Raw genomic sequence first — 21986 nt, 5'->3', positions numbered from 1 at the left:
TTTCTCCCTGGCGGTCACACGAGTTAAGAGGCGGTTTCATTGTCTACGGGTAATTTGGATTTCGAACAGTTCCGGGTCTTCCTGGAAAAAGCCTGTGGCATATTGCTCGGTGAAAACAAGCAATACCTGGTATCAAGCCGTCTCAACAAATTGATGGAGCAGCAGGGCATCAAGTCCCTGGGCGAGTTGGTACAGCGCATCCAGGGCCAACCGCGCAGCGGGCTCAAGGAGATGGTGGTCGATGCCATGACTACCAACGAAACCCTGTGGTTTCGTGACACCTACCCCTTCGAGGTGCTCAAGAACAAGGTATTGCCCGAGGCCATCAAGGCTAGCCCTGGCCAGCGCTTGCGCATCTGGTCGGCGGCATGTTCGTCTGGGCAGGAACCCTATTCGCTGTCGATGTCCATCGATGAGTTCGAACGGACCAACATGGGGCAGTTGAAGGCCGGGGTGCAAATTGTTGCCACTGACCTGTCCGGCACCATGCTGACCAACTGCAAGACCGGCGAATACGACAGCCTGGCCCTGGGCCGCGGCCTGTCCCCGGAGCGCCTGCAGCGTTACTTCGACCCCAAGGGCGCCGGGCGCTGGGCGGTCAAGGCGCCGATCAAGAGCCGGGTGGAGTTCCGCTCGTTCAACCTGCTGGACAGCTACGCCAGCCTTGGCAAGTTCGACATCGTGTTTTGCCGCAACGTCTTGATCTACTTCTCGGCTGAAGTGAAGAAGGACATCCTGCTGCGCATCCACGGTACGCTCAAGCGCGGCGGCTATTTGTTCCTCGGCGCGTCCGAGGCGCTGAACGGTTTGCCGGATCATTACCAGATGGTGCAGTGCAGCCCAGGCATTATCTACCAGGCCAAGTGATGGCTTGAGCCGAGCCGACGCAAAAGGGAGCCCCCAGGGGCTCCTTTTTTTTGTCCGGCGATCCTGGGGCGTACCCTGCTGGAACTGATGTTTCCTTCCTCACCACCCAGCATTGGGTGGGCAAATTCAGCCCGCCCAATACGAAAAGTCGTGTTTGCGACGGTGGGATTGACTCTTCGTCGCGCTCACCAGAAGGAGGGTGTATGGGAAACGTTTCATCAGGGTACGGTCCGCAAGGCGCACGGTTTGCATTCGATTCTTCAGTTGAACAGCGGCGTATCGATGACCCCTTGGCGGGAAGAGGGCAGGCAGGTTCAAGGCCTGTATTTGGCGCCCATGGCCCCAGGCCGCCGGGTATGAATTTTGTCTCGGGTAATCCCAGTGCTTCGAGCCAGCCTTTCAATTATGGCGCTTATCCATCCGGCGGTAATTCTGCCCTGGCTCACAACAATTTTTTTCCTTCCAATAGCGCGACGCCGGGGAGAAAAACCGCGGATATTTTTGGCGGTTTTTTCCAGAGTGAAAACGGCAACTGCGCCACTATTTCAGCCATCAAGGCCTCAATGCAGCGTTTTGGCCAGAAACCGACCGATATCTTCAAGGACGTGAAGAAAACCGCCAATGGCTACCATGTCACCATGCGGGATGGGAAAACCGTGGATTTGACCCGGCAGGAACTGCAACAGGCCACCCAGCACGCCGGGCTCAAAGGAAGTGATCCCGCGATGATCAAGGACGCCAGCTTTATATACGCCGTCAGTGCCAAGCGGGCGCAGAACGAAAACCACGAAGGATCAGGGCACAGCTATGCCAAGGCCTTGGACTCCCTTAAAAACGGTGAGTACACCAAGGATGTGTTTGTCCGGTTGGGCCTGAAGGATCATGTCAGGCAGGGGACTTTGCGCGACTTGCAAAGTGGCATGGTGGGTACGATAGACAAGGATGTGGGCGGTGCCGGTACCGCGCACTCGATGGCGGTAATTGGGGGAATGGAGGAGCGCTGGGGCAAAGTGGGACAGCGAGCCACAGCGGGCAAGATTTCCGATGGCAGGGGGCACGAATGGAAAGAGAACGTATTGGTTCTGACTTGATGGCACTCCTCCAGGCCACCTCCGCAGGAACCGGCAATCCGGCTCCTGCCGCTTTCTTTAAACGGCAATGCCCATTGCCGCTTTCCTGACGTTTCGCGGAAAAGCGTTGCCGCTTTTGCGCCATTGCCGCCGGCAATGCCTGCCTAACCCCTTGATTTATTGGGGTTGATAAACCTGGCATGGGGCTTGCTATAACCCTGTTACGAAAAGCAGGTCAGCCCCTAAAGGTTTCCGCCATGAGCATCAGCTTCGATAAAGCGCTCGGTATCCACGAACAAGCCCTGGGCTTCCGCGCCCAGCGTGCCGAAGTCCTGGCTAACAACATCGCCAACGCCGATACCCCGAACTACAAGGCTCGGGACCTGGACTTTGCCGCCGTGCTCGCCGCACAGAGCGACAAGACCAAGAACGGCTCCTTCGCCTTGAACATGACCAATAACCGTCATATCGAAGCCCAGGGCCTGAGCAGTGGCGATGAGTCGCTGATGTATCGCACGCCGATGCAGCCGTCGATCGACCAGAACACCGTCGATGCGCAGCTGGAGCAATCGAACTACGCCGAGAACTCGGTGAACTTCCAGGCCAGCTTCACCCTGCTCAACAGCAAATTCAAAGGGCTGATGTCAGCCCTGCGCGGAGAGTAAGCCATGTCTCTATCCAGTGTTTTCAATATTGCCGGTAGTGGCATGAGCGCCCAGACCACGCGTCTGAACACGGTCGCCAGTAACATTGCCAACGCCGAGACAGTGTCGTCGAGCATCGACCAGACCTACCGCGCCCGGCACCCGGTGTTCGCCACCATGTTTCAGGCCGGTCAGAACGGCGGCAGCGATTCGTTGTTCCAGAGCCAGGATGCTGCCGGCCAGGGCGTCCAGGTGCTGGGTGTGGTCGAAGACCAGAGCAACCTCGAGGCGCGCTACGAGCCCAATCATCCTGCCGCGAACGAAAAGGGCTACGTGTACTACCCCAACGTCAACGTGGTCGAGGAAATGGCTGACATGATTTCCGCCAGTCGCTCGTTCCAGACCAACGCGGAAATGATGAACACCGCCAAAGCCATGATGCAGAAGGTCCTGACCCTCGGTCAGTGATAAGGGGCGCTAAAGCATGTCTGTCACTAACGATGTGTCGAATCAGTCGACGATCCAGAGTCTGTTCGACTCCAAGGTCAAGGATGCCAAGTCCACCCAGGGCAACCTGGCCGACACGGCCAAGGCGGCCTCGGGCAACCAGTCCCTGGGCAAGGATGCGTTTCTGCAACTGCTGGTTACCCAGCTCAAGAACCAGAACCCGCTGTCGCCCCAGGACAACGGCGCGTTCGTCGCGCAACTGGCGCAGTTCAGCAGCCTGGAAGGCATCAACACCCTGAACGACTCGGTGAACACCATCACCGGCAACTACAAATCGTCGCAGGCGCTGCAAGCCTCGTCGCTGGTCGGGCGTTCGGTGATTATCGAAACCAACAAGGCCATGGTCGACACCAGCAAGAGCTTCACCGGCTCGGTCGCCGTGGGTTCGTCGGTGGGCAACGTCACCGTCAAGGTCACCGACAAGGACGGCAAGCTGGTCAAGACCATCGATCTGGGCGCCCAGAGCGCCGGCAAGTCGGACTTTATCTGGGACGGCAAGAACGAGGCGGGCGAGCAGCTGGATTCCGGCACCTACACCTTCGCGGCCAGCACCAAGAATGACGCTGGTGATTCGGTTGCCCTGAAAACCTCGCTGCCGGCCACGGTCACCAGCGTGACCTTGAGCCAGACTGGCGGCGAAATGCTACTCAATCTTTCTGGCGGCATGGGCAGCATCAAGCTGTCGCAAATTCAGACTATCGGTACATAGAGCCGGCTAGATACGGCAAGAGGAGAGAAACATGTCTTTTAATATCGGCCTTAGCGGCCTCTATGCGGCCAACAAACAACTGGACGTGACCGGCAACAACATCGCCAACGTCGCGACCACTGGCTTCAAGTCGTCCCGCGCAGAGTTCGGCGACATTTATGCGGCGTCCCGCTTGGGCACTGGCAATAAAACCATCGGCACGGGCGTTAACCTGGCGGCGGTCTCCCAACAATTCACCCAGGGTGAAGTCAACGGCAGCGGTGGCGTGTTGGACATGGGTATCCAGGGCGGCGGCTTCTTCGTGCAGAAGGGCAGCGACGGCTCGCTGGAGTACACCCGTAATGGCTCGTTCCAGGCGAACAAGGACGGCTACATCACCAACAACACCGGCACCTCGCGCCTGCAGGGCTACGCTGCCGATGAAGATGGCAAAATCTCCAAGAGCGGCCTGACCGACCTGCGGATCAACCTGTCCAACTTGCCGCCCAAAGCGTCGACCAAGGTTGACTCCAGCAGCAACCTGAACTCCTCCAAGCCGGTGATCGACCAGACGACCAGCCCGTTTGATCCGACTGAAGCGAGCACGTTTACCGAGCAGTACGGCACCACGTTGTATGACACTCAAGGCAATGCCCATGAGATGGTGCAGTACATGGTGAAAACCGGCTCCAATACCTGGAAGTCCTACACCCTGATCGACGGACGCAATCCTGACGGTACGCCGGTCAAGGGCACAGGTGCGGTTGCGCCGGTGGCCTCCACGGTGACATTTGATACATCAGGCACGCTCAAGGGGATCGTCACTCCGCCAAGCACCGTATCCAACACCACCCTGACCATCAGCAACTGGAAGCCGGGCGTCATGGATAATGGCGTGTGGAACCCTGACAACGGGGCTGCTGCCAACCCGGGCGGTATTGCGATCAACATGTCCGATATCACTCAGTACAACTCGGCCAGCTACCGCAACCCGCCGATCACTGATGGCTATGCCACCGGCGAAATCACCGGGCTGAAAATCGACGGCAGCGGTGTGCTGTTCGCCACCTTCAGCAACCAGCAGAGCAAGGCCATCGGCCAGATCTCCCTGGCCAGCTTCAATAATGAGCAAGGCCTGCAGCCCGCAGGTGGCACCACCTGGAAAGAAACCTTCGCCTCTGGCCAGCCTGGCTACGATGCACCAGAAGCCGGGACCCTGGGCTCGATCGTGGCCAACTCCCTGGAGAACTCCAACGTCAACCTGACCAATGAGCTGGTGGACCTGATCAAGGCCCAGAGCAACTACCAGGCGAACGCCAAGACCATTTCCACCCAGAGCACCATCATGCAGACCATCATTCAGATGACCTGATGCGCTAGTGCTGCACAAGAAGCCCCTCCTAGGAGGGGCTTTTTTGTGGGCGTAGGAAAACCCAGCGCAGAGCATCAGGTAACGCGTTGAAATGCATGGGAAGGAACACTCCGCTCCTGCTTCGCCACTGATGGGGCCAGAGCCCTGTTGGCTCACCAATCTTGGGAGGGCGGAGCATGGAGAGTCTAGGGTGGTCTGCACCAGGTACGGGGCGCGTGATGTTCACACCGGCTGCGGCACCGACGGTGTTGCCTGCCGTTGGGCCTGCTGGCGAAGCGTCGACGGTCAAGACGTTGCTCAGCCAACTGTTCGATGCCGAGCAAGCCGGCAAGACTCAGACGGTGCAGGATCTGCGCGACAAGTTGAATGATCTGCGCCAGAAAATGGGTGACGAAAAATTCAAGGAGGCGCTAAACAAGCTGGGCGAGAGCGCGGATAGCAAGTTTCTCGAGTTTCTCAAGCGGATGCTGGACGAATGGTTTCCCAGTGATGACGTAGCGCCACCCAGCCCGCCATCGCCAAGAGGTGGCGGTGGCGGCGGCGGTAGAGTGAACCCTGCGGGGTTTGGCCCTGCCGAAAAAATGTCCGATAAGCCTTATACCAACGGGAGGAATTATTTCAACTACAAGCCTGATAACAGCAACCCCGGTCAAAAGCCGGGAACCGGTAAAGAATCGGGCAATATCTGGAGTGGTTTCAAGCAAGGGCCTGACGGCAATTGTGTGACGGTTTCCGCAATAAAGGCCGCCATGATGCGGTATGGCAAGGAGCCTACGGATGTGTTCAAGGAGGTTAAAGGGGCGGGCGATGGCTATGACGTGACGATGCGCGATGGATACAAGGTTCATTTTTCCAAGGAAGAATTCAAGGAGGCCGCAAAGGAGGCCCGATTCGAGGGAGATGATCCTTCGATGATAACGTCCGCCAACTTCATATTTGCCGCGAGCGCCAAGCGGGCCCAGATGGAAAACAACGATGGTAAGGCTGCGCGCAGTTTCAAGGATGCCATCAAGACCCTTAACGATGGAGAGTATTCGCGAGAGGGTTTGGACCGCATAGGGCTCAAGGGGCTTTACAGGCAGGCGACCGATGCCGACTTGAGGAACAGCAAGGTCGGGACGGTGGAGTACGGCGGCCATTCGATGGCGGTGATTAACGGCCGCATTGAGCTGTGGGGGCAGCGAGGCGGTGTGCCTGCATCGGGTATAGCCACCGTGTTGATCTAGTCTCGTACGAGGGTTTTTCCGGGCAAAAGAAAGCCCCCGATACACTTTGGGTGTATCGGGGGCTTTTCAGCCTTGGAGGGTTAGCCCCAGGGCGGGCTCAGCTTATTGGCAAGCTTCGCAATCCGGCTCGTCAATCGCGCAGGCCTTTGGCACTGGCGCCGGACCGGCTGGAGCAGCCAGCACCGAATCATCACCGTGGTTGCCGCTGGATACAGCGTTCAGCTTACCGGTGTTGATGGTCGACTTCTCGGTGCTGGTCGCGGCCAGGGCACGGAGGTAGTAGGTGGTTTTCAGGCCACGGTACCAAGCCATGCGGTAGGTCACGTCGAGCTTCTTGCCCGAAGCACCGGCGATGTACAGGTTCAGGGACTGGGCCTGGTCGATCCACTTCTGACGACGGCTGGCGGCGTCAACGATCCACTTGGTGTCCACTTCGAAGGCCGTCGCGTAGAGCTCCTTGAGTTCTTGCGGGATGCGCTCGATCTGCTGCACCGAACCGTCGTAGTACTTCAGGTCGTTGATCATGACCGAGTCCCACAGGCCGCGGGCTTTCAGGTCGCGGACCAGGTACGGGTTGATCACGGTGAATTCGCCCGACAGGTTCGATTTCACATACAGGTTCTGGTAGGTCGGTTCGATCGACTGCGACACGCCAGTGATGTTGGCGATGGTCGCGGTCGGTGCGATGGCCATGATGTTGGAGTTACGAATACCTTTCTGCACACGGGCACGTACCGGCGCCCAGTCCAGGGATTCGTTGAGGTCAACGTCGATGTACTTCTGGCCACGCTGCTCGATCAGGATCTGTTGCGAGTCCAGCGGCAGGATGCCCTTGGACCACAGCGAACCCTGGAACGTCTCGTAGGCGCCGCGCTCGTCGGCCAGGTCGCAGGAAGCCTGGATCGCGTAGTAGCTGACCGCTTCCATGGACTTGTCGGCGAATTCGACCGCAGCGTCCGAACCGTAGGGAATGTGCTGCAGGTACAAAGCATCCTGGAAGCCCATGATCCCCAGGCCGACCGGACGGTGCTTGAAGTTGGAATTCTGCGCCTGTGGCACCGAGTAGTAGTTGATGTCGATAACGTTATCGAGCATGCGTACGGCGGTGTTGACGGTGCGTTCCAGCTTGGCGGTGTCCAGCTTGCCGCCCACGATGTGGTTCGGCAGGTTGATCGAGCCCAGGTTGCAAACGGCGATCTCGTCCTTGTTGGTGTTCAAGGTGATCTCGGTGCACAGGTTCGAGCTGTGGACCACGCCGACGTGCTGCTGTGGGCTGCGCAGGTTGCACGGGTCTTTGAAGGTCAACCATGGGTGGCCGGTTTCGAACAGCATGGACAGCATCTTGCGCCACAGGTCTTTGGCCTGGATGGTCTTGAACAGCTTGATCTTGCCTGGGTACTGGGACAGGGCTTCGTAGTACTCGTAGCGCTCTTCGAAGGCCTTGCCGGTCAGGTCGTGCAGGTCTGGTACTTCGGACGGCGAGAACAGGGTCCACGGGCCGTCATCGAAGACGCGCTTCATGAACAGGTCAGGGATCCAGTTGGCGGTGTTCATGTCGTGGGTACGACGACGATCATCACCGGTGTTCTTGCGCAGCTCGATGAACTCTTCAATGTCCATGTGCCAGGTTTCCAGGTACGCACACACTGCGCCTTTGCGCTTGCCGCCCTGGTTTACCGCGACGGCGGTGTCGTTCACTACCTTGAGGAACGGCACGACGCCCTGGGACTTGCCGTTGGTGCCCTTGATGTACGAACCCAGTGCACGCACCGGAGTCCAGTCATTGCCCAGGCCGCCGGCGAATTTGGACAGCATGGCGTTGTCGTGGATCGCGTGGTAGATGCCCGACAGGTCATCCGGCACGGTAGTCAGGTAGCAGCTCGACAGCTGTGGACGCAGGGTGCCGGCGTTGAACAGGGTCGGGGTCGACGACATGTAGTCGAAGGACGACAACAGGTTGTAGAACTCGATGGCACGGTCTTCTTTGTTCTTCTCTTCGATCGCCAGGCCCATGGCCACGCGCATGAAGAACACCTGCGGCAGTTCGAAGCGGATCCCGTCCTTGTGGATGAAGTAACGGTCGTACAGGGTTTGCAGGCCCAGGTAGGTGAACTGTTGGTCACGCTCGTGGTTGATGGCCTTGCCGAGTTTTTCCAGGTCGAAGGTGGCCAGGATCGGGTTCAGCAATTCGAACTCGATACCCTTGGCGATGTAGGCAGGCAGGGCCTTGGCATACAGGTCGGCCATTTCGTGGTGGGTAGCGCTCTCGGCGACTTTCAGGAAACCCAGGCCTTCGGCACGCAGGGTGTCCATCAACAGGCGGGCGGTGACGAACGAGTAGTTCGGCTCACGCTCAACCAGGGTACGGGCGGTCATCACCAGGGCGGTGTTGACGTCGGTCAGGGCCACGCCATCGTACAGGTTCTTCAGGGTTTCACGCTGGATCAGGTCGCCGTCGACTTCTTCCAGGCCTTCGCAGGCTTCGGTGATGATGGTGTTCAGGCGGCCCAGGTCCAGGGGCGCGAACGAACCATCAGCCAGGGTGATGCGGATCGACGGGTGAGCTTGCACGGCTTCGGCGGACGGTGCGTGTACGGCACGTTCCTTGGCACGCGAATCACGGTAGATCACGTAGTCGCGGGCCACTTTCTGCTCGCCGGCACGCATCAGGGCCAGTTCGACCTGGTCCTGGATTTCTTCGATGTGAATGGTGCCGCCCGAGGGCATGCGACGCTTGAAGGTCGCGGTGACTTGTTCGGTCAGGCGGGCAACGGTGTCGTGGATACGCGACGAAGCGGCAGCGGTGCCGCCTTCAACTGCAAGAAACGCTTTGGTGATGGCGACGGTGATTTTGTCATCGGTGTAAGGAACGACAGTGCCGTTACGCTTGATCACGCGCAATTGGCCGGGCGCGGTGGCGGACAGATCCATATTCGAATCAGCGCCCTGCGGCACGGAGCCTTGCGGGTTCTCGCGAGTTGTGTCGGTTTGCATGGGGGGTTGTCTCCACATTCTATATTTATTTGGGCACCATCACGGTGCCCACCGTTCCGTCCTGAAGCACTTACAACAGGCCTTGGCCTGGCATAACAACCTCGGGACAGGAGGAAGGGAGCTGTTCGCGCCGCTTCCATGCCGAAGTCTTCGGCGCCGAGCCTTGGGCTCTTTGCCGTATTCCTGAGTGGGTGTGGTTTGTATTGCAACACCCGTACCGCTTTCTCCCCTTCGGGCTTGAAAACAGCAGCCATCCGCGTGCGCGGTTTGGGCTTTCGAAAAAGGTTTAAGTTCCACCAAACAGGAGCAAGAAAGCACTTGAGTTTCTTGTCTGATTTGTGTTTGGTCTTTTCGCTTGAAACCCTACATGTAGGGTTTTTTTGGCAACGAGGTACAAGATAATGCGTTTTGGGGGGCTTAGCAACGCACTACCTGTGGATAACGCTGTGGGTAAAATGTGTATGAAAGGTAGAACCACCGTGTAGGCCGCAGTACTGCTGCATCGCACCGTTTGTCACCGAATATTCCAAGCTGAAAACACCCGGTTGGATTTTTGCGGGCGCGAACCCTATCACAAAAAAACGCGATCACCGAATGCATTTCCTGGCTTGTGTTTGAGGGTTGGGCCATGGCTACAATCGGCCTTTTATTCCTACACGGTTATGCCCTTTGTGCATGACAAATTAGGTATGGCTGGCGAAGATCCAAATGTGGGAGTGGGCTTGCCCGCGATAGCAGTGTGTCAGGCAACATATCTACTACTGATCCACCGTTGTCGCGGGCAAGCCCACTCCCACATTTGGACCTGCGCAGTCCGGACAAATCCCTTATAAAAACGAGGACCACCCGTGGAGCAAGAAGCCTGGCAGGTACTGATTGTCGAGGATGACCAGCGTCTGGCTGAGTTGACCCGTGACTACCTGGAAAGCAACGGCCTGCGGGTCGCCATAGAGGGCAACGGCGCCCTGGCGGTGGCGCGGATCATTGCCGAGCAGCCGGACCTGGTGATCCTCGACCTGATGCTGCCCGGCGAAGACGGCCTGAGCATCTGCCGCAAGGTGCGCGAGCGCTACGACGGGGTGATCCTGATGCTCACCGCGCGTACCGACGACATGGACCAGGTCCTGGGCCTGGACATGGGCGCCGATGACTATGTATGCAAACCCGTGCGCCCGCGCCTGCTGCTGGCGCGGATCCAGGCCTTGCTGCGGCGCAGCGAAAGCGCCGAGCCCGCCGCCGCGGAGAAACAGCGGCGCCTGCAATTCGGCCCGTTGGTGGTGGACAACGCCTTGCGCGAAGCCTGGCTGCACGACGGCGGTATCGAGCTGACCAGCGCCGAATTCGACCTGTTGTGGCTATTGGTGGCCAATGCCGGGCGCATCCTGTCCCGGGAAGAGATCTTCACCGCCCTGCGCGGGATCGGCTACGACGGCCAGGACCGCTCCATTGACGTACGCATCTCGCGGATCCGCCCGAAAATCGGCGACGACCCGATCCACCCGCGGCTGATCAAGACCATTCGCAGCAAAGGCTACCTGTTCGTCCCCGAAGCTTGCGCCGATATGCTGTCGTGAACTCGATCTTCCTGCGCATCTATGGCGGCATGTGTGCGGCGCTGATCCTGGTGGCCCTGCTCGGCGTCCTGGCCCTGCATCTGCTCAATGAGGTGCGCAGCGGCCAGTACCGCGAGCGCCTGGCCCACGGCACGTTTGCCCTGATGGGCGACAACCTGCAACCCATGAGCAGCATCGAGCGCCAGCGCGCCCTGGCAGTGTGGGAGCGTTTGTTGGGGATTCCCTTGCAATTGCAGGCGGTGGCGGATGCCCGCCTGGACCTGAGCCAGCGCAATCGCCTGCAGCGGGGCCAGGTCCTGGTGGAGCAGACCGGGCCCCATGCGGCCCGGGTGTTGCGCCTGGTCAGTGAAAAAGAGCAACTGCTGCTCACCGGCGAAGTGCAGCAGATCAGCGAGCAACTGGCCCGGGCCACCATTTATTTGCTGGCCGACGAACTCGTGCGGTTTTCGGTGGCCGAGCAGCCGCAACGGTTGGCAGACCTGAAGGAGGCCAAGGGTTTCGGCTTTGAAATGCACCTGCTGAAACCGAACGAGGCCGACATGGACGAGGACCAGCGGCGGCGCGTGGCTGAAGGCGACACGGTGATGGCCCTGGGCAAGGGCGGCGACTCGATCCGCGTGTTTGCCGGCATGGTCGGCACCCCGTGGGTCCTGGAAATCGGTCCGCTGTACCAGATGAACCCTTACCCGGCGCAATGGCTGGTGCTGATCGCCTTGATCGGCCTGACCCTGATCGGCCTGATCGTGTATTTGCTGGTGCGCCAGCTGGAACGCCGCCTGCGCGGGCTGGAAGCGGCCGCCACGCGCATCGCCAAAGGCAACCTGGAAGCCCGGGTGCCGGCGCGCGGTGCCGACTCGGTAGGGCGCCTGGCATCGGCCTTCAACGGCATGGCCGAGCACTTGCAGCGCCTGCTGGCGATCCAGCGCGAACTGGTGCGCGCGGTGTCCCACGAACTGCGCACGCCGGTGGCGCGCCTGCGTTTTGGCCTGGAGATGATCGGCGAAGCCGCCACCCCCGAAGCCCGGCGTAAATATATGGAAGGCATGGACAGCGATATCCAGGACCTCGACGGCCTGGTGGACGAGATGCTGACCTATGCCCGCCTGGAGCAGGGGTCGCCGGCCTTGAGTTTCCAGCGGGTCGACCTGAGTGCCTTGCTCGACCAGGTGATCGGCGAGTTGGCGCCCCTGCGGCCGGGGATCGACGTGGCGCGGGGGGTGTGCCTGTCATCGGCGCACCTGGACGCGGCCTGGGTCGATGCCGAGCCGCGCTATCTGCACCGCGCCCTGCAAAACCTGGTGAGCAATGCCATGCGCCATGCCCAGTCGCGGGTGCTGATCAGCTACCAGGTGGGCCAGGTGCGTTGCCGTATCGATGTCGAAGACGATGGCCCGGGGGTTCCGGAAAGTGCCTGGGAACGGATCTTTACCCCCTTCCTGCGCCTGGATGACAGCCGCACCCGGGCCTCGGGCGGGCATGGCCTGGGCTTGTCGATTGTGCGGCGGATTATCTACTGGCACGGTGGGCGGGCGTTGATCAGCAAGAGCAACAACCTGGGTGGCGCGTGTTTCAGCCTGAGTTGGCCTCGGGATCAGGACAAACCTTGAGACCGACATCCCAGGCAAGCCCCACATTTTGATGGGTGAACACCGTCAAATGTGGGAGCGGGCTTGCCCGCGATAGCTATCTATCAGGCGCCGATAGCCACCACACTCAACAACTGCCCCTCATGCACCACAAACTGCGCCTCCAACTCCTTGCCATAACACCACTCACTGGACAACTCCGTCAGCAACCGCAGGCGCAGCGAGCCTGTCTCAGACCACTCCAGCACCTCGGCATGCTCAAAATAGAAGCGCTTGTGCACAATCGGGTAGAGCGCCTTGAACAGGCTCTCCTTGGCCGAAAACGTCAGGGTCACGCACTGCGCAATCTGCTCCCGTGGCCCGGCGGCCATGCGTTGCATCTCATCGGCGGTCAGGATTTCCCCGGCCAGGCGCTTGGCCCGTTCCAGGGGCAGCAGGTTTTCCAGGTCCATGCCCAGCCCGCGCCATTGCGCCTTGTGCCCGACGATAGCCGCTGCATGCCCCGTGCTATGGGTGATCGAGCCGCTGATATGAGCGGGCCAGACCGGCGCGCGGTCCTCACCGATGGCGGGGATGCAGTCCAGGCCTTCGAGCCGTTGCAAGGCACTGCGGGCGCACAGCCGTCCGGCCAGAAACTCCGCCTGCCGCTTGGCCACCGAACGCTGGATACTGGCCGGTGGCGGCACGGCGCAGCGCTGGAAGTCACCGGCCTCGAGCAGTTTGGGTTCGAAACGGGTGCTCAGGAACACCGTGCCGGGCAAGGCGACGGGCAGCGGCCAATGATCATCAAGTGGGGTGCAGCAGGCGGGTATCAGGTTCATGGCGGCTATTCTGCACGGGGCGGCACACACCTGGGTAGCCCGCCGGTTCAGACTGTGTTCAGTTCAACGGCCGTAAACTGCACAAGCATACCTTCAGGGCCGCTATGATGTTTCCCTGCGGGACAGTGGATTGGCCTTGGAGAGCGTTATGAAATTGCTGGTTGTCGAAGATGAGGCGTTGTTGCGCCATCACCTGTTGACCCGTCTTGGCGACAGCGGCCACGTGGTCGAAGCCGTGGCCAACGCCGAAGAGGCGCTGTACCAGACCGGGCAATTCAATCACGACCTGGCGATCATCGACCTGGGCCTGCCCGGCATGGGCGGCCTGGACCTGATCCGCCAACTGCGGGCCCAGGCCAAGACCTTCCCGATCCTGATCCTGACCGCGCGTGGCAACTGGCAGGACAAGGTCGAAGGCTTGGCCGCCGGGGCCGACGACTATGTGGTCAAGCCCTTCCAGTTCGAGGAACTGGAGGCACGGATGAACGCACTGCTGCGCCGCTCCAGTGGTTTTACCCAATCGACCATCGTCGCCGGCCCGCTGCTGCTGGACCTCAACCGCAAGCAGGCGTCCCTCGACGAACAGCCCCTGGCGCTGACGGCCTATGAGTACCGGATCCTCGAATACCTGATGCGTCATCACCAGCAAGTGGTGGCCAAGGACCGGTTGATGGAACAACTCTATCCCGATGACGACGAGCGCGACCCGAACGTGATCGAGGTGCTGGTCGGCCGCCTGCGTCGCAAGCTCGAAGGCCCGGCCGGGTTCAAGCCCATCGATACCGTGCGCGGCCTGGGCTACCTGTTTAACGAGCGCTGCCGTTGATCCGTTCGCTCCGTGTGCGCCTGATGCTGGCGGCCACCACCCTGGCCGTGTTGTTCATGCTGGCGCTGTTGCCGGCGATGCAGGGCGCGTTCAGCCTGGCGTTGCAGGATTCCATCGAGCAACGCCTGGCGTCGGATGTGACCACACTGATCTCTGCCGCGCGGGTTGATAACAACCGCTTGCTGATGCCGGCGCAGTTGCCGGACGAGCGCTTCAACCTGACCGACAGCCGCCTGCTGGGCTACATCTATGACCGCGAAGGCCACCTGGTCTGGCGTTCGCGGGCGACCCGCGAAGAAAACATCAACTACCGCCCGCGCTACGACGGGCGCGGCAATGAGTTTGCGAAGATTCGCGAGGCCAACGGCCAGGAATTCTTCGTGTATGACGTCGAGGTCAAGCTACTGGGGGGCAAGAGCGCGGCGTTCAGTATCGTCGCCCTGCAACCGGTGCGCGAATACCAGGTGACCCTGGAAGGCCTGCGGGAAAACCTCTACCTGGGCTTCGGCGCCGCCTTGCTGGTGCTGTTGAGCCTGCTGTGGATCGGCCTGACCTGGGGCTTGCAGGCCTTGCGCCGGCTGAGTCAGGAGTTGGATGAAATCGAAGGCGGCACCCGCGAAAGCCTCAGTGAGCAACACCCACGGGAGCTGCTGCGCCTGACCGGCTCCCTCAACCGCTTGCTGCACAGCGAGCGCGAGCAGCGCACCCGTTACCGTGACTCCCTGGACGACCTGGCCCACAGCCTGAAAACCCCGCTGGCGGTGTTGCAGGGCGTGAGTGAAGACATGGCCCAGCGCCCCCAGGACCTTGAGCAGGCGCGGGTCCTGCAGTCGCAGATCGAGCGCATGAGCCAGCAGATCAGCTACCAGTTGCAGCGCGCCAGCCTGCGCAAAAGCGGCCTGGTGCGCCACCAGGTGCGCTTGCGGCCGGTGCTGCAAAGCCTGTGCGAGACCCTGGACAAGGTCTACCGCGACAAACGCGTGCGGGTGTCTTTCGCGTTGCCGGAGCAATGCGACGTGCCCATCGAGCAGGGCGCCTTGCTGGAATTGCTCGGCAACCTGCTGGAAAACGCCTACCGCCTGTGCCTGAGCGAAGTGCGCGTGACCCTGGATGAAGGTGCCGATGGCGTGCGCTTGTGCATCGAAGACGACGGCCCCGGCGTGCCCCCCGACCAGCGTGCGCGGATCCTGCAGCGCGGCGAGCGCCTGGATCGCCAGCATCCGGGGCAGGGGATCGGGTTGGCGGTGGTCAAGGATATTATTGAAAGCTACGGCGCGCGGTTGACCCTGGGGGATTCGCCTTTAGGAGGCGCGGCATTCAGGATTCATTTCCCGGCGCTGTGATCTTTGTTGATTCGCCGGGCGCATCGCAGGCAAGCCAGCTCCCACATTTAATTGTGTTTACACATCAAAATGTGGGAGCTGGCTTGCCTGCGATGGGGCCCGACCTCAACTCTCCTGCGCCCGATAAGCCCCCGGCGTCACCCCCGTCCACTTCTTGAACGCCCGATGAAACGCCGACGGCTCGGAAAACCCCAACTGCTCGGCAATCTCCTGCAACGACAGATCCGCCCGCCCCAGATGAAAAATCGCAATATCGCGGCGCAATTCGTCCTTGAGTGCCTGGAAGCTGGTGCCTTCGTCACGCAAATGCCGGCGCAGGGTCTGGGGGCTGATGTGCAGGTGCTGCGCCACGGCCTCCAGGTCTGGCCAGGGCGTGCGGTCGCGGCTCAGCAGGCGGCGTAACTGGCTGCGCAGGCTGTCGCCTTCGTCTGGCCGGGACAGCAGGTCGGCGGGTGAGCGTTCGAGGAAGAGCTTGAGGGTGCGCTCATCCTGTAGCAGAGGCAGGTTCAGGTAGCGGCAGTGGAACAGCAGGCTGCTGCTGGACGCGCTGAACACCAGAGGGCAGGGGAACAGCAGGTCGTATTCGCTGGCATGGGCCGGCATTGGGTAGCTGAAGGTTGCCTGCTCCAGGCGGATACGCTGGCCAATCAGCCAACTGCCGAGGCGATGCCAGATCACCAGCAGGCTTTCGCTCAAGAAATGATCCGGGTCCCACAGTTGCGAGTCATCCAGGCTCAGGCGCGCCATATCGCCTTCACGGCTCAGGCGCCAGCGTGGCCCCTGGGGGAACAGGCTGTAGAACAGCAGCCCACGCTCCAGGGCCTTCTCCAGGGTGCGGCAGTGAATCAGTGCGTGGCACATCATGGCAAAGGTGCCGCGCTTGCTCGGCCCATCGGCGAAGCCCAGGTATTCGTCATCCAGGGCCAGCCACAACCGTTGCAACAGTTGCGTGAACTGCTCCGGCGCGATGCGCGCGCGGGGTTCTGCCAGCAGTTCCGGGGTAATCCCCAGTTGCTGCAACAGCGTCGAGCAGTCGTAGCCGGCCCGGCGCGCGCCGCCCAGGGCGGCGCGGGCGTAATGACTGGCGATGGTGCGTTCGCGCATGCAGGGGCCTCGTCCATTGAGTGGCCGATGGTAGCCATCGTGCTGTGGGTGGACAAGGCGGATATCCGCCAAATTGTAGGACGAGATCGGATCGCTGGGCGGATATCCGCCACCTGTCGCCATCTGCAAAACCACCGCTGATAGCTATCAGCCCCCATGGTTTGCGGGCTCCAGGGCTTTTGAGGAAAGTGGCACGCCGTTTGCGATAAGGATTACAGATCTGCCAGCCAGCAGCTCGCCAAAACAAATCCCTCCAGTGCAGGAGGGTTCGCAATTCAAGTGTCGTGGGCAATGGCGGATATTTGCCCCACGGGACTCTTGAGGAAACTTTGCAATGACGACTCGTCAGCCGTTCTACAAAACCCTGTATTTCCAGGTAATCGTTGCCATCGTTATCGGTATCCTGCTCGGTCACTTCTACCCGCAAACCGGTGTGGCCCTCAAGCCATTGGGTGACGGCTTTATCAAGCTGATCAAAATGGTCATCGCCCCGATCATCTTCTGTACCGTGGTTAGCGGCATCGCCGGCATGCAGAACATGAAGTCGGTGGGCAAGACCGGCGGCTACGCGCTGCTGTACTTCGAAATCGTCTCCACCATCGCCCTGCTGATCGGCCTGGTCGTGGTCAACGTGGTGCAGCCAGGCGCTGGCATGCACATCGACGTTGCGACCCTGGACGCTTCGAAAGTCGCGGCCTACGTCACTGCCGGTAAAGACCAGAGCATCGTCGGCTTTATCCTCAACGTGATCCCCAACACCATCGTCGGCGCCTTCGCCAACGGCGATATCCTGCAAGTGCTGATGTTCTCGGTGATCTTCGGTTTCGCCCTGCACCGCCTGGGTGCCTACGGCAAGCCGGTGCTGGACTTCATCGATCGCTTCGCCCACGTGATGTTCAACATCATCAACATGATCATGAAGCTTGCGCCAATCGGTGCCCTGGGCGCCATGGCGTTCACCATCGGTGCCTACGGTGTCGGCTCGCTGGTGCAACTGGGCCAGTTGATGATCTGCTTCTACATCACCTGCGTGCTGTTCGTGCTGGTGGTCCTGGGTGGCATCTGCCGCGCCCACGGCTTCAGCGTCCTGAAGCTGGTGCGCTACATCCGTGAAGAGCTGCTGATCGTCCTCGGTACTTCCTCCTCCGAATCCGCACTGCCGCGCATGCTGATCAAGATGGAACGCCTGGGTGCCAAGAAGTCGGTTGTAGGCCTGGTGATCCCGACGGGCTACTCCTTCAACCTCGACGGTACTTCGATCTACCTGACCATGGCTGCCGTGTTCATCGCCCAGGCGACTGACACCCACATGGACATCACCCACCAGATCACCCTGCTGCTGGTGCTGTTGCTGTCCTCCAAAGGCGCTGCGGGCGTGACCGGTAGTGGCTTTATCGTCCTGGCCGCAACCCTGTCGGCGGTTGGCCACCTGCCGGTTGCCGGCCTGGCGCTGATCCTCGGTATCGACCGCTTCATGTCCGAGGCCCGTGCCCTGACCAACCTGGTCGGTAACGCCGTGGCGACCATCGTCGTCGCCAAGTGGGTCAAGGAACTGGACACCGACAAGCTGCAAAGCGAGCTGGATTCCGGCGGTACCGGTATCTCCGAAACCCGCGAACTGGATGACCTGGGCGTGGCCGAAGGCCCGGCACCAGCGATCAAGTAAACGCTGGCGCAGTCCTGAAAAACCCATCTTCGGATGGGTTTTTTTATGGGCGCACGAGCACAACGGTCACTGTCGATGATGCTTACGGTAATTGCCGCTGTTGCCCAAGGCTGACTACTCTGTGCCCCATCGAACTGGAATCGGAGCTCCCATGTCAGGCCCCTTGGCGTCCCTTAAAGTGCTGGATTTCTCGACCTTGCTGCCGGGGCCTTTTGCCTCGCTGCTGTTGGCGGACATGGGCGCCGAGGTGCTGCGCATCGAATCCCCCACGCGCATGGACCTGCTGCGGGTGTTGCCGCCCCACGACCGTGGCGTGTCGGCCAGTCATGCCTACCTCAACCGCAACAAGCGCAGCCTGGCCCTGGACCTCAAGCAGCCCGAGGCGCTGGAGATCGTGCGGCAATTGGTGGCGGAGTACGACATTGTGCTGGAGCAATTTCGCCCCGGAGTCATGGAGCGTCTGGGCTTGGGGTATGAGGCGTTGAAGGCGCTCAACCCGAAGCTGATCTATGTGTCCATCACCGGCTATGGCCAGACAGGCCCCTACAAGGACCGCGCCGGCCATGACATCAACTACCTGGCCCTGTCTGGCGTCGCCAGCTACACCGGGCGCCAGGACAGCGGCCCAGTGCCCCTGGGCGTGCAATTGGCGGATGTGGGCGGCGGCTCGTTGCATGCCGTGGTCGGCCTGCTGGCGGCAGTGATTGCGCGCCAGCACAGCGGGCTGGGCCAGTACCTGGACGTGAGCATGACCGACTGCGCCTTCAGCCTCAACGCCATGGCCGGCGCGGCCTACCTAGCCTGTGGCGTGGAGCCTGGGCGCGAAGACCAGATACTCAATGGCGGCAGCTTCTACGATTACTACCGCTCGCGGGACGGGCGCTGGCTGTCGGTGGGTAGCCTGGAACCGGGGTTTATGCAGCAATTGTGTACTGCGCTGGGGCGCCCGGAGCTGGCGGCCCAGGGCTTGTCGCCCAAGCCCGAACAGCAAAAGGCCCTCAAGCAGGCGCTGCAAGTGGAGTTTGAGCGGCACAGCTTCGAGGAGCTGTGTGCGTTGTTTGCCGGGGTCGATGCTTGCGTCGAGCCGGTGCTCAGTCTGGGCGAAGCCCTGCAGCATCCGCAGTTGCAGGCCCGCGAGCTGGTGAGCCAAGTGCCCCGCGGGGATGGCTCGTTCCAGGCGCAGATGGCGTGCCCGCTGAAGTTTTCCGAGGGCGTGCCGCAGCCGAGGCATATTGGCGCTGCGGTGGGGGCGCACAGTGATGAGGTGCTGGGGGAGTTGGGTTTCAGTACTCAGCGGATAGCCGAGCTGCGGGGTGCCAGGGTGGTGGGGTAGTGGCTGTTCGGGCCCCATCGCGGGCAAGCCCGCTCCCACATTCTGAATGTATTCACAAATCAAAATGTGGGAGCGGGCTTGCCCGCGAAGGGGCCCAAACAGGCCCCCAAAAACCTCACTCCACCCGCGTCTCCCCAGTAAACACCAACGTCTCCCGACAGCGCCGGCACAAATACCGCCGGCCCTGGTTCACCAGCCCATGGCGCTGGGCCGAGAACGGGAAGTCACTGTCGGCACACGGGCACCGGTAGATATAGCGGGTCACCCGCCGGCGCTGAATCTCATAGGTATGGCAGCGATCAGGCGGCAGTTCGTAGACCCCGCGCATGATCAGTTGCCATTCCTCGCCATGGGGCTGGATGCGCTCGCCAAACAACTGGTGGGCGATCAAGTGCGCCACTTCGTGGGCCACCGTCTGTTTGAGGAAGTGTTGGCTGTTTTCTCGGTACAACTGGGGGTTGAAGCGCAGCAGGTTCTCGTGCAAATGCGCGACACCGGCTTTCTGCCCACGCAGCTTGAGGCTGACCTGGGGGCGTTTGAAACTTCGTTTGAAAAAGGATTCGGCTTGTAGGAAACAATCTTCGACGCGGGTATTGAGTTGCTCGGGCATGCTGTACATATCTCCAGAGACGCCCAGTATGCCGCATCCACGGGTGTTTCCGAATCTGTCAGGCGCCGAATGGTCATGCATAACGCACAAAGCCACCTTGCGGTGGCTGTTCCTGCGCTGGTAAGACGGCTAGTTGGTGTAGATCGGCCCCACGCCCAGGCCCCAGACAATCACGGTAAACGCCATGATCGCCACCAGTACCACCAGGCCTACGGCCAGTACCGAGCTGGAAAACAGGAAGCCTTCGTCCGGGTCGATGCTCATGAAGGTCGGCAATCCTACATACAGCAGGTACACCGTGTAGCAGATGGCGGCCGTGCCCACGACCATGCCCAGCCACATATGCGGATACAGCGCCGCCAGCCCGCCGATAAACAGTGGCGTCGCGGTATAGGTGGCGAACGCGACGCAGCGCGCCATGCTCGGATTGGCGTCGTAGGTGCGCGCCATCCAGTGAATGAAGGCGCCCATCACCGCAACGCCGCCGAGCATCGCCAGGTACGACATGATAGTCATCCACAATGCACTTTCCTGGGTCAGCATGACCGGGGAGCGATTGCCGATGACCCAGCCGACCTGGGTGGTGCCGATAAAGGCTGATACGGCGGGGATCGCCGCAAGAATCAGCGTGTGAGTGAGGTACATGTGGCCGATGCTTTCTTCTTTATCGCCACGAATTTCCCGCCATTCCTGGTCGGGATGGGTGAAAAGCCCCACGACGTGATGGATCATGCCAGTCACTCCTGTCGTTATTACCATCGCCCCCCAAGCGGAGCGCCCGCCGGCCAAGTGGCCTGAAAGGTCTGGATACATGTGCGACCTTATGTCGCAGTATAGGAAGTGATGACCGGAAAAAGTGTGGGGCTTTAGAGCAAATTGCGCTGTAAACACTGGGCTTAATCGCGCCTGGGTCTGTGACGTGGAATACAGCCTCCTGTGGGAGCTGGCTTGCCTGTGATGGCGGTGGGCCAGTTGCCAGAGACAGTGGCTGGACTGCCGCTATCGCGGGCAAGCCCGCTCCCACAGGGGATCTCACTGGGGCAGAGAATTTTGGCCCCACCACAGATCAAGTGTAGGAGCTGGCTTGCCTGCGATGGCGGTGGGTCAGTTACCAGAAACAGTGGCTGGACTGCCGCTATCGCGGGCAAGCCCGCTCCCACAGGGGATCTCACTGGGGCAGAGAATTTTGGCCCCACCACAGATCAAGTGTAGGAGCTGGCTTGCCTGCGATGGCGGCGGGTCAGTTACCAGAAACAGTGGCTAGACTGCCGCTATCGCAGGCAAGCCCGCTCCCACAGGGGATCTCACTGGGGCAGAGAATTTTGGCCCCACCACAGATCAAGTGTAGGAGCTGGCTTGCCTGCGATGGCGGTGGGTCAGTTGCCAGAAACAGTGGCTGGACTGCCGCTATCGCGGGCAAGCCCGCTCCCACAGGGGATCTCACTGGGGCAGAGAATTTTGGCTCCACCACAGATCAAGTGTAGGAGCTGGCTTGCCTGCGATGGCGGCGGGTCAGTTACCAGAAACAGTGGCTGGACTGCCGCTATCGCGGGCAAGCCCGCTCCCACAGGGGATCTCACTGGGGCAGAGAATTTTGGCTCCACCACAGATCAAGTGTAGGAGCTGGCTTGCCTGCGATGGCGGCGGGTCAGTTACCAGAAACAGTGGCTAGACTGCCGCTATCGCGGGCAAGCCCGCTCCCACAGGGGATCTCACTGGGGCAGAGAATTTTGGCCCCACCACAGATCAAGTGTA

At 60.7% G+C, this 21986-nt stretch carries 18 protein-coding genes; 13 read left to right on the top strand and 5 right to left on the bottom strand.

The genetic code is table 11. From position 1 onward, the window contains the following. Nucleotides 1-39 precede the first annotated feature (39 nt). From cheR to HBO05_RS13990, 7 genes are all read left to right on the top strand, one after another. On the top strand, nucleotides 40-867 hold the full coding sequence (gene cheR, locus HBO05_RS14020) for a protein-glutamate O-methyltransferase CheR (RefSeq protein ID WP_057439687.1): 828 nt from the start codon (nucleotides 40-42) through the stop codon (nucleotides 865-867). Nucleotides 868-1070: 203 nt separating this feature from the next. Then, complete coding sequence (locus HBO05_RS14015) at nucleotides 1071-1958, top strand: hypothetical protein (RefSeq protein ID WP_172312919.1); 888 nt, start codon at nucleotides 1071-1073, stop codon at nucleotides 1956-1958. A 236-nt stretch (nucleotides 1959-2194) separates the two neighbouring features. Continuing rightward, nucleotides 2195-2602, top strand: coding sequence for a flagellar basal body rod protein FlgB (gene flgB, locus HBO05_RS14010; protein ID WP_057439685.1), 408 nt, complete (start codon nucleotides 2195-2197; stop codon nucleotides 2600-2602). Between the two features lie 3 nt (nucleotides 2603-2605). Beyond that, nucleotides 2606-3049, top strand: a complete 444-nt coding sequence (flgC, locus tag HBO05_RS14005; protein WP_169955178.1) for a flagellar basal body rod protein FlgC — start codon at nucleotides 2606-2608, stop codon at nucleotides 3047-3049. Nucleotides 3050-3065: 16 nt separating this feature from the next. Next, nucleotides 3066-3797 (top strand): flagellar hook assembly protein FlgD, encoded by a 732-nt coding sequence (gene flgD / locus HBO05_RS14000; protein WP_169955179.1) that lies wholly within the window; start codon nucleotides 3066-3068, stop codon nucleotides 3795-3797. A 31-nt stretch (nucleotides 3798-3828) separates the two neighbouring features. Then, a complete protein-coding gene (gene flgE, locus HBO05_RS13995; protein ID WP_169955180.1) occupies nucleotides 3829-5148 on the top strand; it encodes a flagellar hook protein FlgE in 1320 nt (439 codons plus the stop codon). Nucleotides 5149-5366: 218 nt separating this feature from the next. Beyond that, the gene (locus tag HBO05_RS13990) at nucleotides 5367-6374 is read left to right on the top strand and encodes a hypothetical protein (protein WP_169955261.1); all 1008 of its coding nucleotides are present in this window, start codon (nucleotides 5367-5369) and stop codon (nucleotides 6372-6374) included. A 102-nt stretch (nucleotides 6375-6476) separates the two neighbouring features. Here HBO05_RS13990 and HBO05_RS13985 read toward each other — a convergent pair whose 3' ends face one another. Then, nucleotides 6477-9368, bottom strand: a complete 2892-nt coding sequence (locus HBO05_RS13985; RefSeq protein WP_170043770.1) for a ribonucleoside-diphosphate reductase subunit alpha — start codon at nucleotides 9366-9368, stop codon at nucleotides 6477-6479. A gap of 848 nt (nucleotides 9369-10216) precedes the next feature. On the opposite strand from HBO05_RS13985, the gene HBO05_RS13980 reads away from it, so the two are divergent. Both HBO05_RS13980 and HBO05_RS13975 read left to right on the top strand, forming a co-directional pair. Then, nucleotides 10217-10942, top strand: coding sequence for a response regulator (locus HBO05_RS13980; protein WP_169955182.1), 726 nt, complete (start codon nucleotides 10217-10219; stop codon nucleotides 10940-10942). Next, the gene (locus HBO05_RS13975; protein WP_172312917.1) at nucleotides 10939-12549 is read left to right on the top strand and encodes an ATP-binding protein; all 1611 of its coding nucleotides are present in this window, start codon (nucleotides 10939-10941) and stop codon (nucleotides 12547-12549) included. Before HBO05_RS13980 ends, HBO05_RS13975 begins: the two co-directional genes overlap by 4 nt. Nucleotides 12550-12632: 83 nt before the next feature. On the opposite strand, the gene HBO05_RS13970 is transcribed toward HBO05_RS13975, so the two are convergent. Next, on the bottom strand, nucleotides 12633-13349 hold the full coding sequence (locus HBO05_RS13970) for a 4'-phosphopantetheinyl transferase superfamily protein (protein WP_172312915.1): 717 nt from the start codon (nucleotides 13347-13349) through the stop codon (nucleotides 12633-12635). 148 nt (nucleotides 13350-13497) lie between these two features. Between HBO05_RS13970 and HBO05_RS13965 the strand changes: the two genes are divergently transcribed. Both HBO05_RS13965 and HBO05_RS13960 read left to right on the top strand, forming a co-directional pair. Further along, nucleotides 13498-14175 carry a response regulator transcription factor gene (locus tag HBO05_RS13965; protein ID WP_169955185.1) on the top strand — a complete coding sequence of 226 codons (678 nt, stop codon included), beginning with the start codon at nucleotides 13498-13500 and terminating at the stop codon, nucleotides 14173-14175. Further along, a complete protein-coding gene (locus HBO05_RS13960) occupies nucleotides 14172-15518 on the top strand; it encodes an ATP-binding protein (protein WP_169955186.1) in 1347 nt (448 codons plus the stop codon). The genes HBO05_RS13965 and HBO05_RS13960 overlap by 4 nt, the downstream gene beginning before the upstream one ends. Before the next feature lie 105 nt (nucleotides 15519-15623). Here HBO05_RS13960 and HBO05_RS13955 read toward each other — a convergent pair whose 3' ends face one another. Then, complete coding sequence (locus HBO05_RS13955) at nucleotides 15624-16622, bottom strand: AraC family transcriptional regulator (RefSeq protein WP_170043767.1); 999 nt, start codon at nucleotides 16620-16622, stop codon at nucleotides 15624-15626. Between the two features lie 334 nt (nucleotides 16623-16956). Between HBO05_RS13955 and HBO05_RS13950 the strand changes: the two genes are divergently transcribed. Together HBO05_RS13950 and HBO05_RS13945 are read left to right on the top strand one after the other, a co-directional pair. Further along, entirely contained in the window at nucleotides 16957-18288 is a 1332-nt protein-coding gene (locus tag HBO05_RS13950) for a dicarboxylate/amino acid:cation symporter (RefSeq protein WP_169955188.1), read from the top strand. A 151-nt stretch (nucleotides 18289-18439) separates the two neighbouring features. Beyond that, the gene (locus HBO05_RS13945) at nucleotides 18440-19621 is read left to right on the top strand and encodes a CaiB/BaiF CoA-transferase family protein (RefSeq protein WP_170056929.1); all 1182 of its coding nucleotides are present in this window, start codon (nucleotides 18440-18442) and stop codon (nucleotides 19619-19621) included. Between the two features lie 115 nt (nucleotides 19622-19736). Here the strand turns inward: HBO05_RS13945 and HBO05_RS13940 are convergent, their stop codons facing one another. Next, nucleotides 19737-20231, bottom strand: a complete 495-nt coding sequence (locus HBO05_RS13940; RefSeq protein WP_169955190.1) for a SprT family zinc-dependent metalloprotease — start codon at nucleotides 20229-20231, stop codon at nucleotides 19737-19739. 129 nt (nucleotides 20232-20360) lie between these two features. Continuing rightward, entirely contained in the window at nucleotides 20361-20963 is a 603-nt protein-coding gene (locus HBO05_RS13935; RefSeq protein WP_057439628.1) for a Yip1 family protein, read from the bottom strand. Nucleotides 20964-21986 lie beyond the last annotated feature (1023 nt).

The organism is Pseudomonas sp. WS 5079, from assembly GCF_012985465.1.
Classification (GTDB): domain Bacteria; phylum Pseudomonadota; class Gammaproteobacteria; order Pseudomonadales; family Pseudomonadaceae; genus Aquipseudomonas.
Note: the sequence above shows the minus strand (reverse complement) of the source record. Positions and strands in the feature narration are given on the sequence as shown.

Excerpts from the sequence above, each read along its gene's own strand:
- HBO05_RS14015 (WP_172312919.1), top strand. The coding sequence starts at position 1,071 with ATGGGAAACGTTTCATCAGGGTACGGTCCGCAAGGCGCACGGTTTGCA.
- flgB (WP_057439685.1), top strand. The coding sequence starts at position 2,195 with ATGAGCATCAGCTTCGATAAAGCGCTCGGTATCCACGAACAAGCCCTG.
- flgC (WP_169955178.1), top strand. The coding sequence starts at position 2,606 with ATGTCTCTATCCAGTGTTTTCAATATTGCCGGTAGTGGCATGAGCGCC.
- flgD (WP_169955179.1), top strand. The coding sequence starts at position 3,066 with ATGTCTGTCACTAACGATGTGTCGAATCAGTCGACGATCCAGAGTCTG.
- flgE (WP_169955180.1), top strand. The coding sequence starts at position 3,829 with ATGTCTTTTAATATCGGCCTTAGCGGCCTCTATGCGGCCAACAAACAA.
- HBO05_RS13990 (WP_169955261.1), top strand. The coding sequence starts at position 5,367 with ATGTTCACACCGGCTGCGGCACCGACGGTGTTGCCTGCCGTTGGGCCT.
- HBO05_RS13985 (WP_170043770.1), bottom strand. The coding sequence starts at position 9,368 with ATGCAAACCGACACAACTCGCGAGAACCCGCAAGGCTCCGTGCCGCAG.
- HBO05_RS13970 (WP_172312915.1), bottom strand. The coding sequence starts at position 13,349 with ATGAACCTGATACCCGCCTGCTGCACCCCACTTGATGATCATTGGCCG.
- HBO05_RS13965 (WP_169955185.1), top strand. The coding sequence starts at position 13,498 with ATGAAATTGCTGGTTGTCGAAGATGAGGCGTTGTTGCGCCATCACCTG.
- HBO05_RS13955 (WP_170043767.1), bottom strand. The coding sequence starts at position 16,622 with ATGCGCGAACGCACCATCGCCAGTCATTACGCCCGCGCCGCCCTGGGC.
- HBO05_RS13950 (WP_169955188.1), top strand. The coding sequence starts at position 16,957 with ATGACGACTCGTCAGCCGTTCTACAAAACCCTGTATTTCCAGGTAATC.
- HBO05_RS13945 (WP_170056929.1), top strand. The coding sequence starts at position 18,440 with ATGTCAGGCCCCTTGGCGTCCCTTAAAGTGCTGGATTTCTCGACCTTG.
- HBO05_RS13940 (WP_169955190.1), bottom strand. The coding sequence starts at position 20,231 with ATGCCCGAGCAACTCAATACCCGCGTCGAAGATTGTTTCCTACAAGCC.
- HBO05_RS13935 (WP_057439628.1), bottom strand. The coding sequence starts at position 20,963 with ATGATCCATCACGTCGTGGGGCTTTTCACCCATCCCGACCAGGAATGG.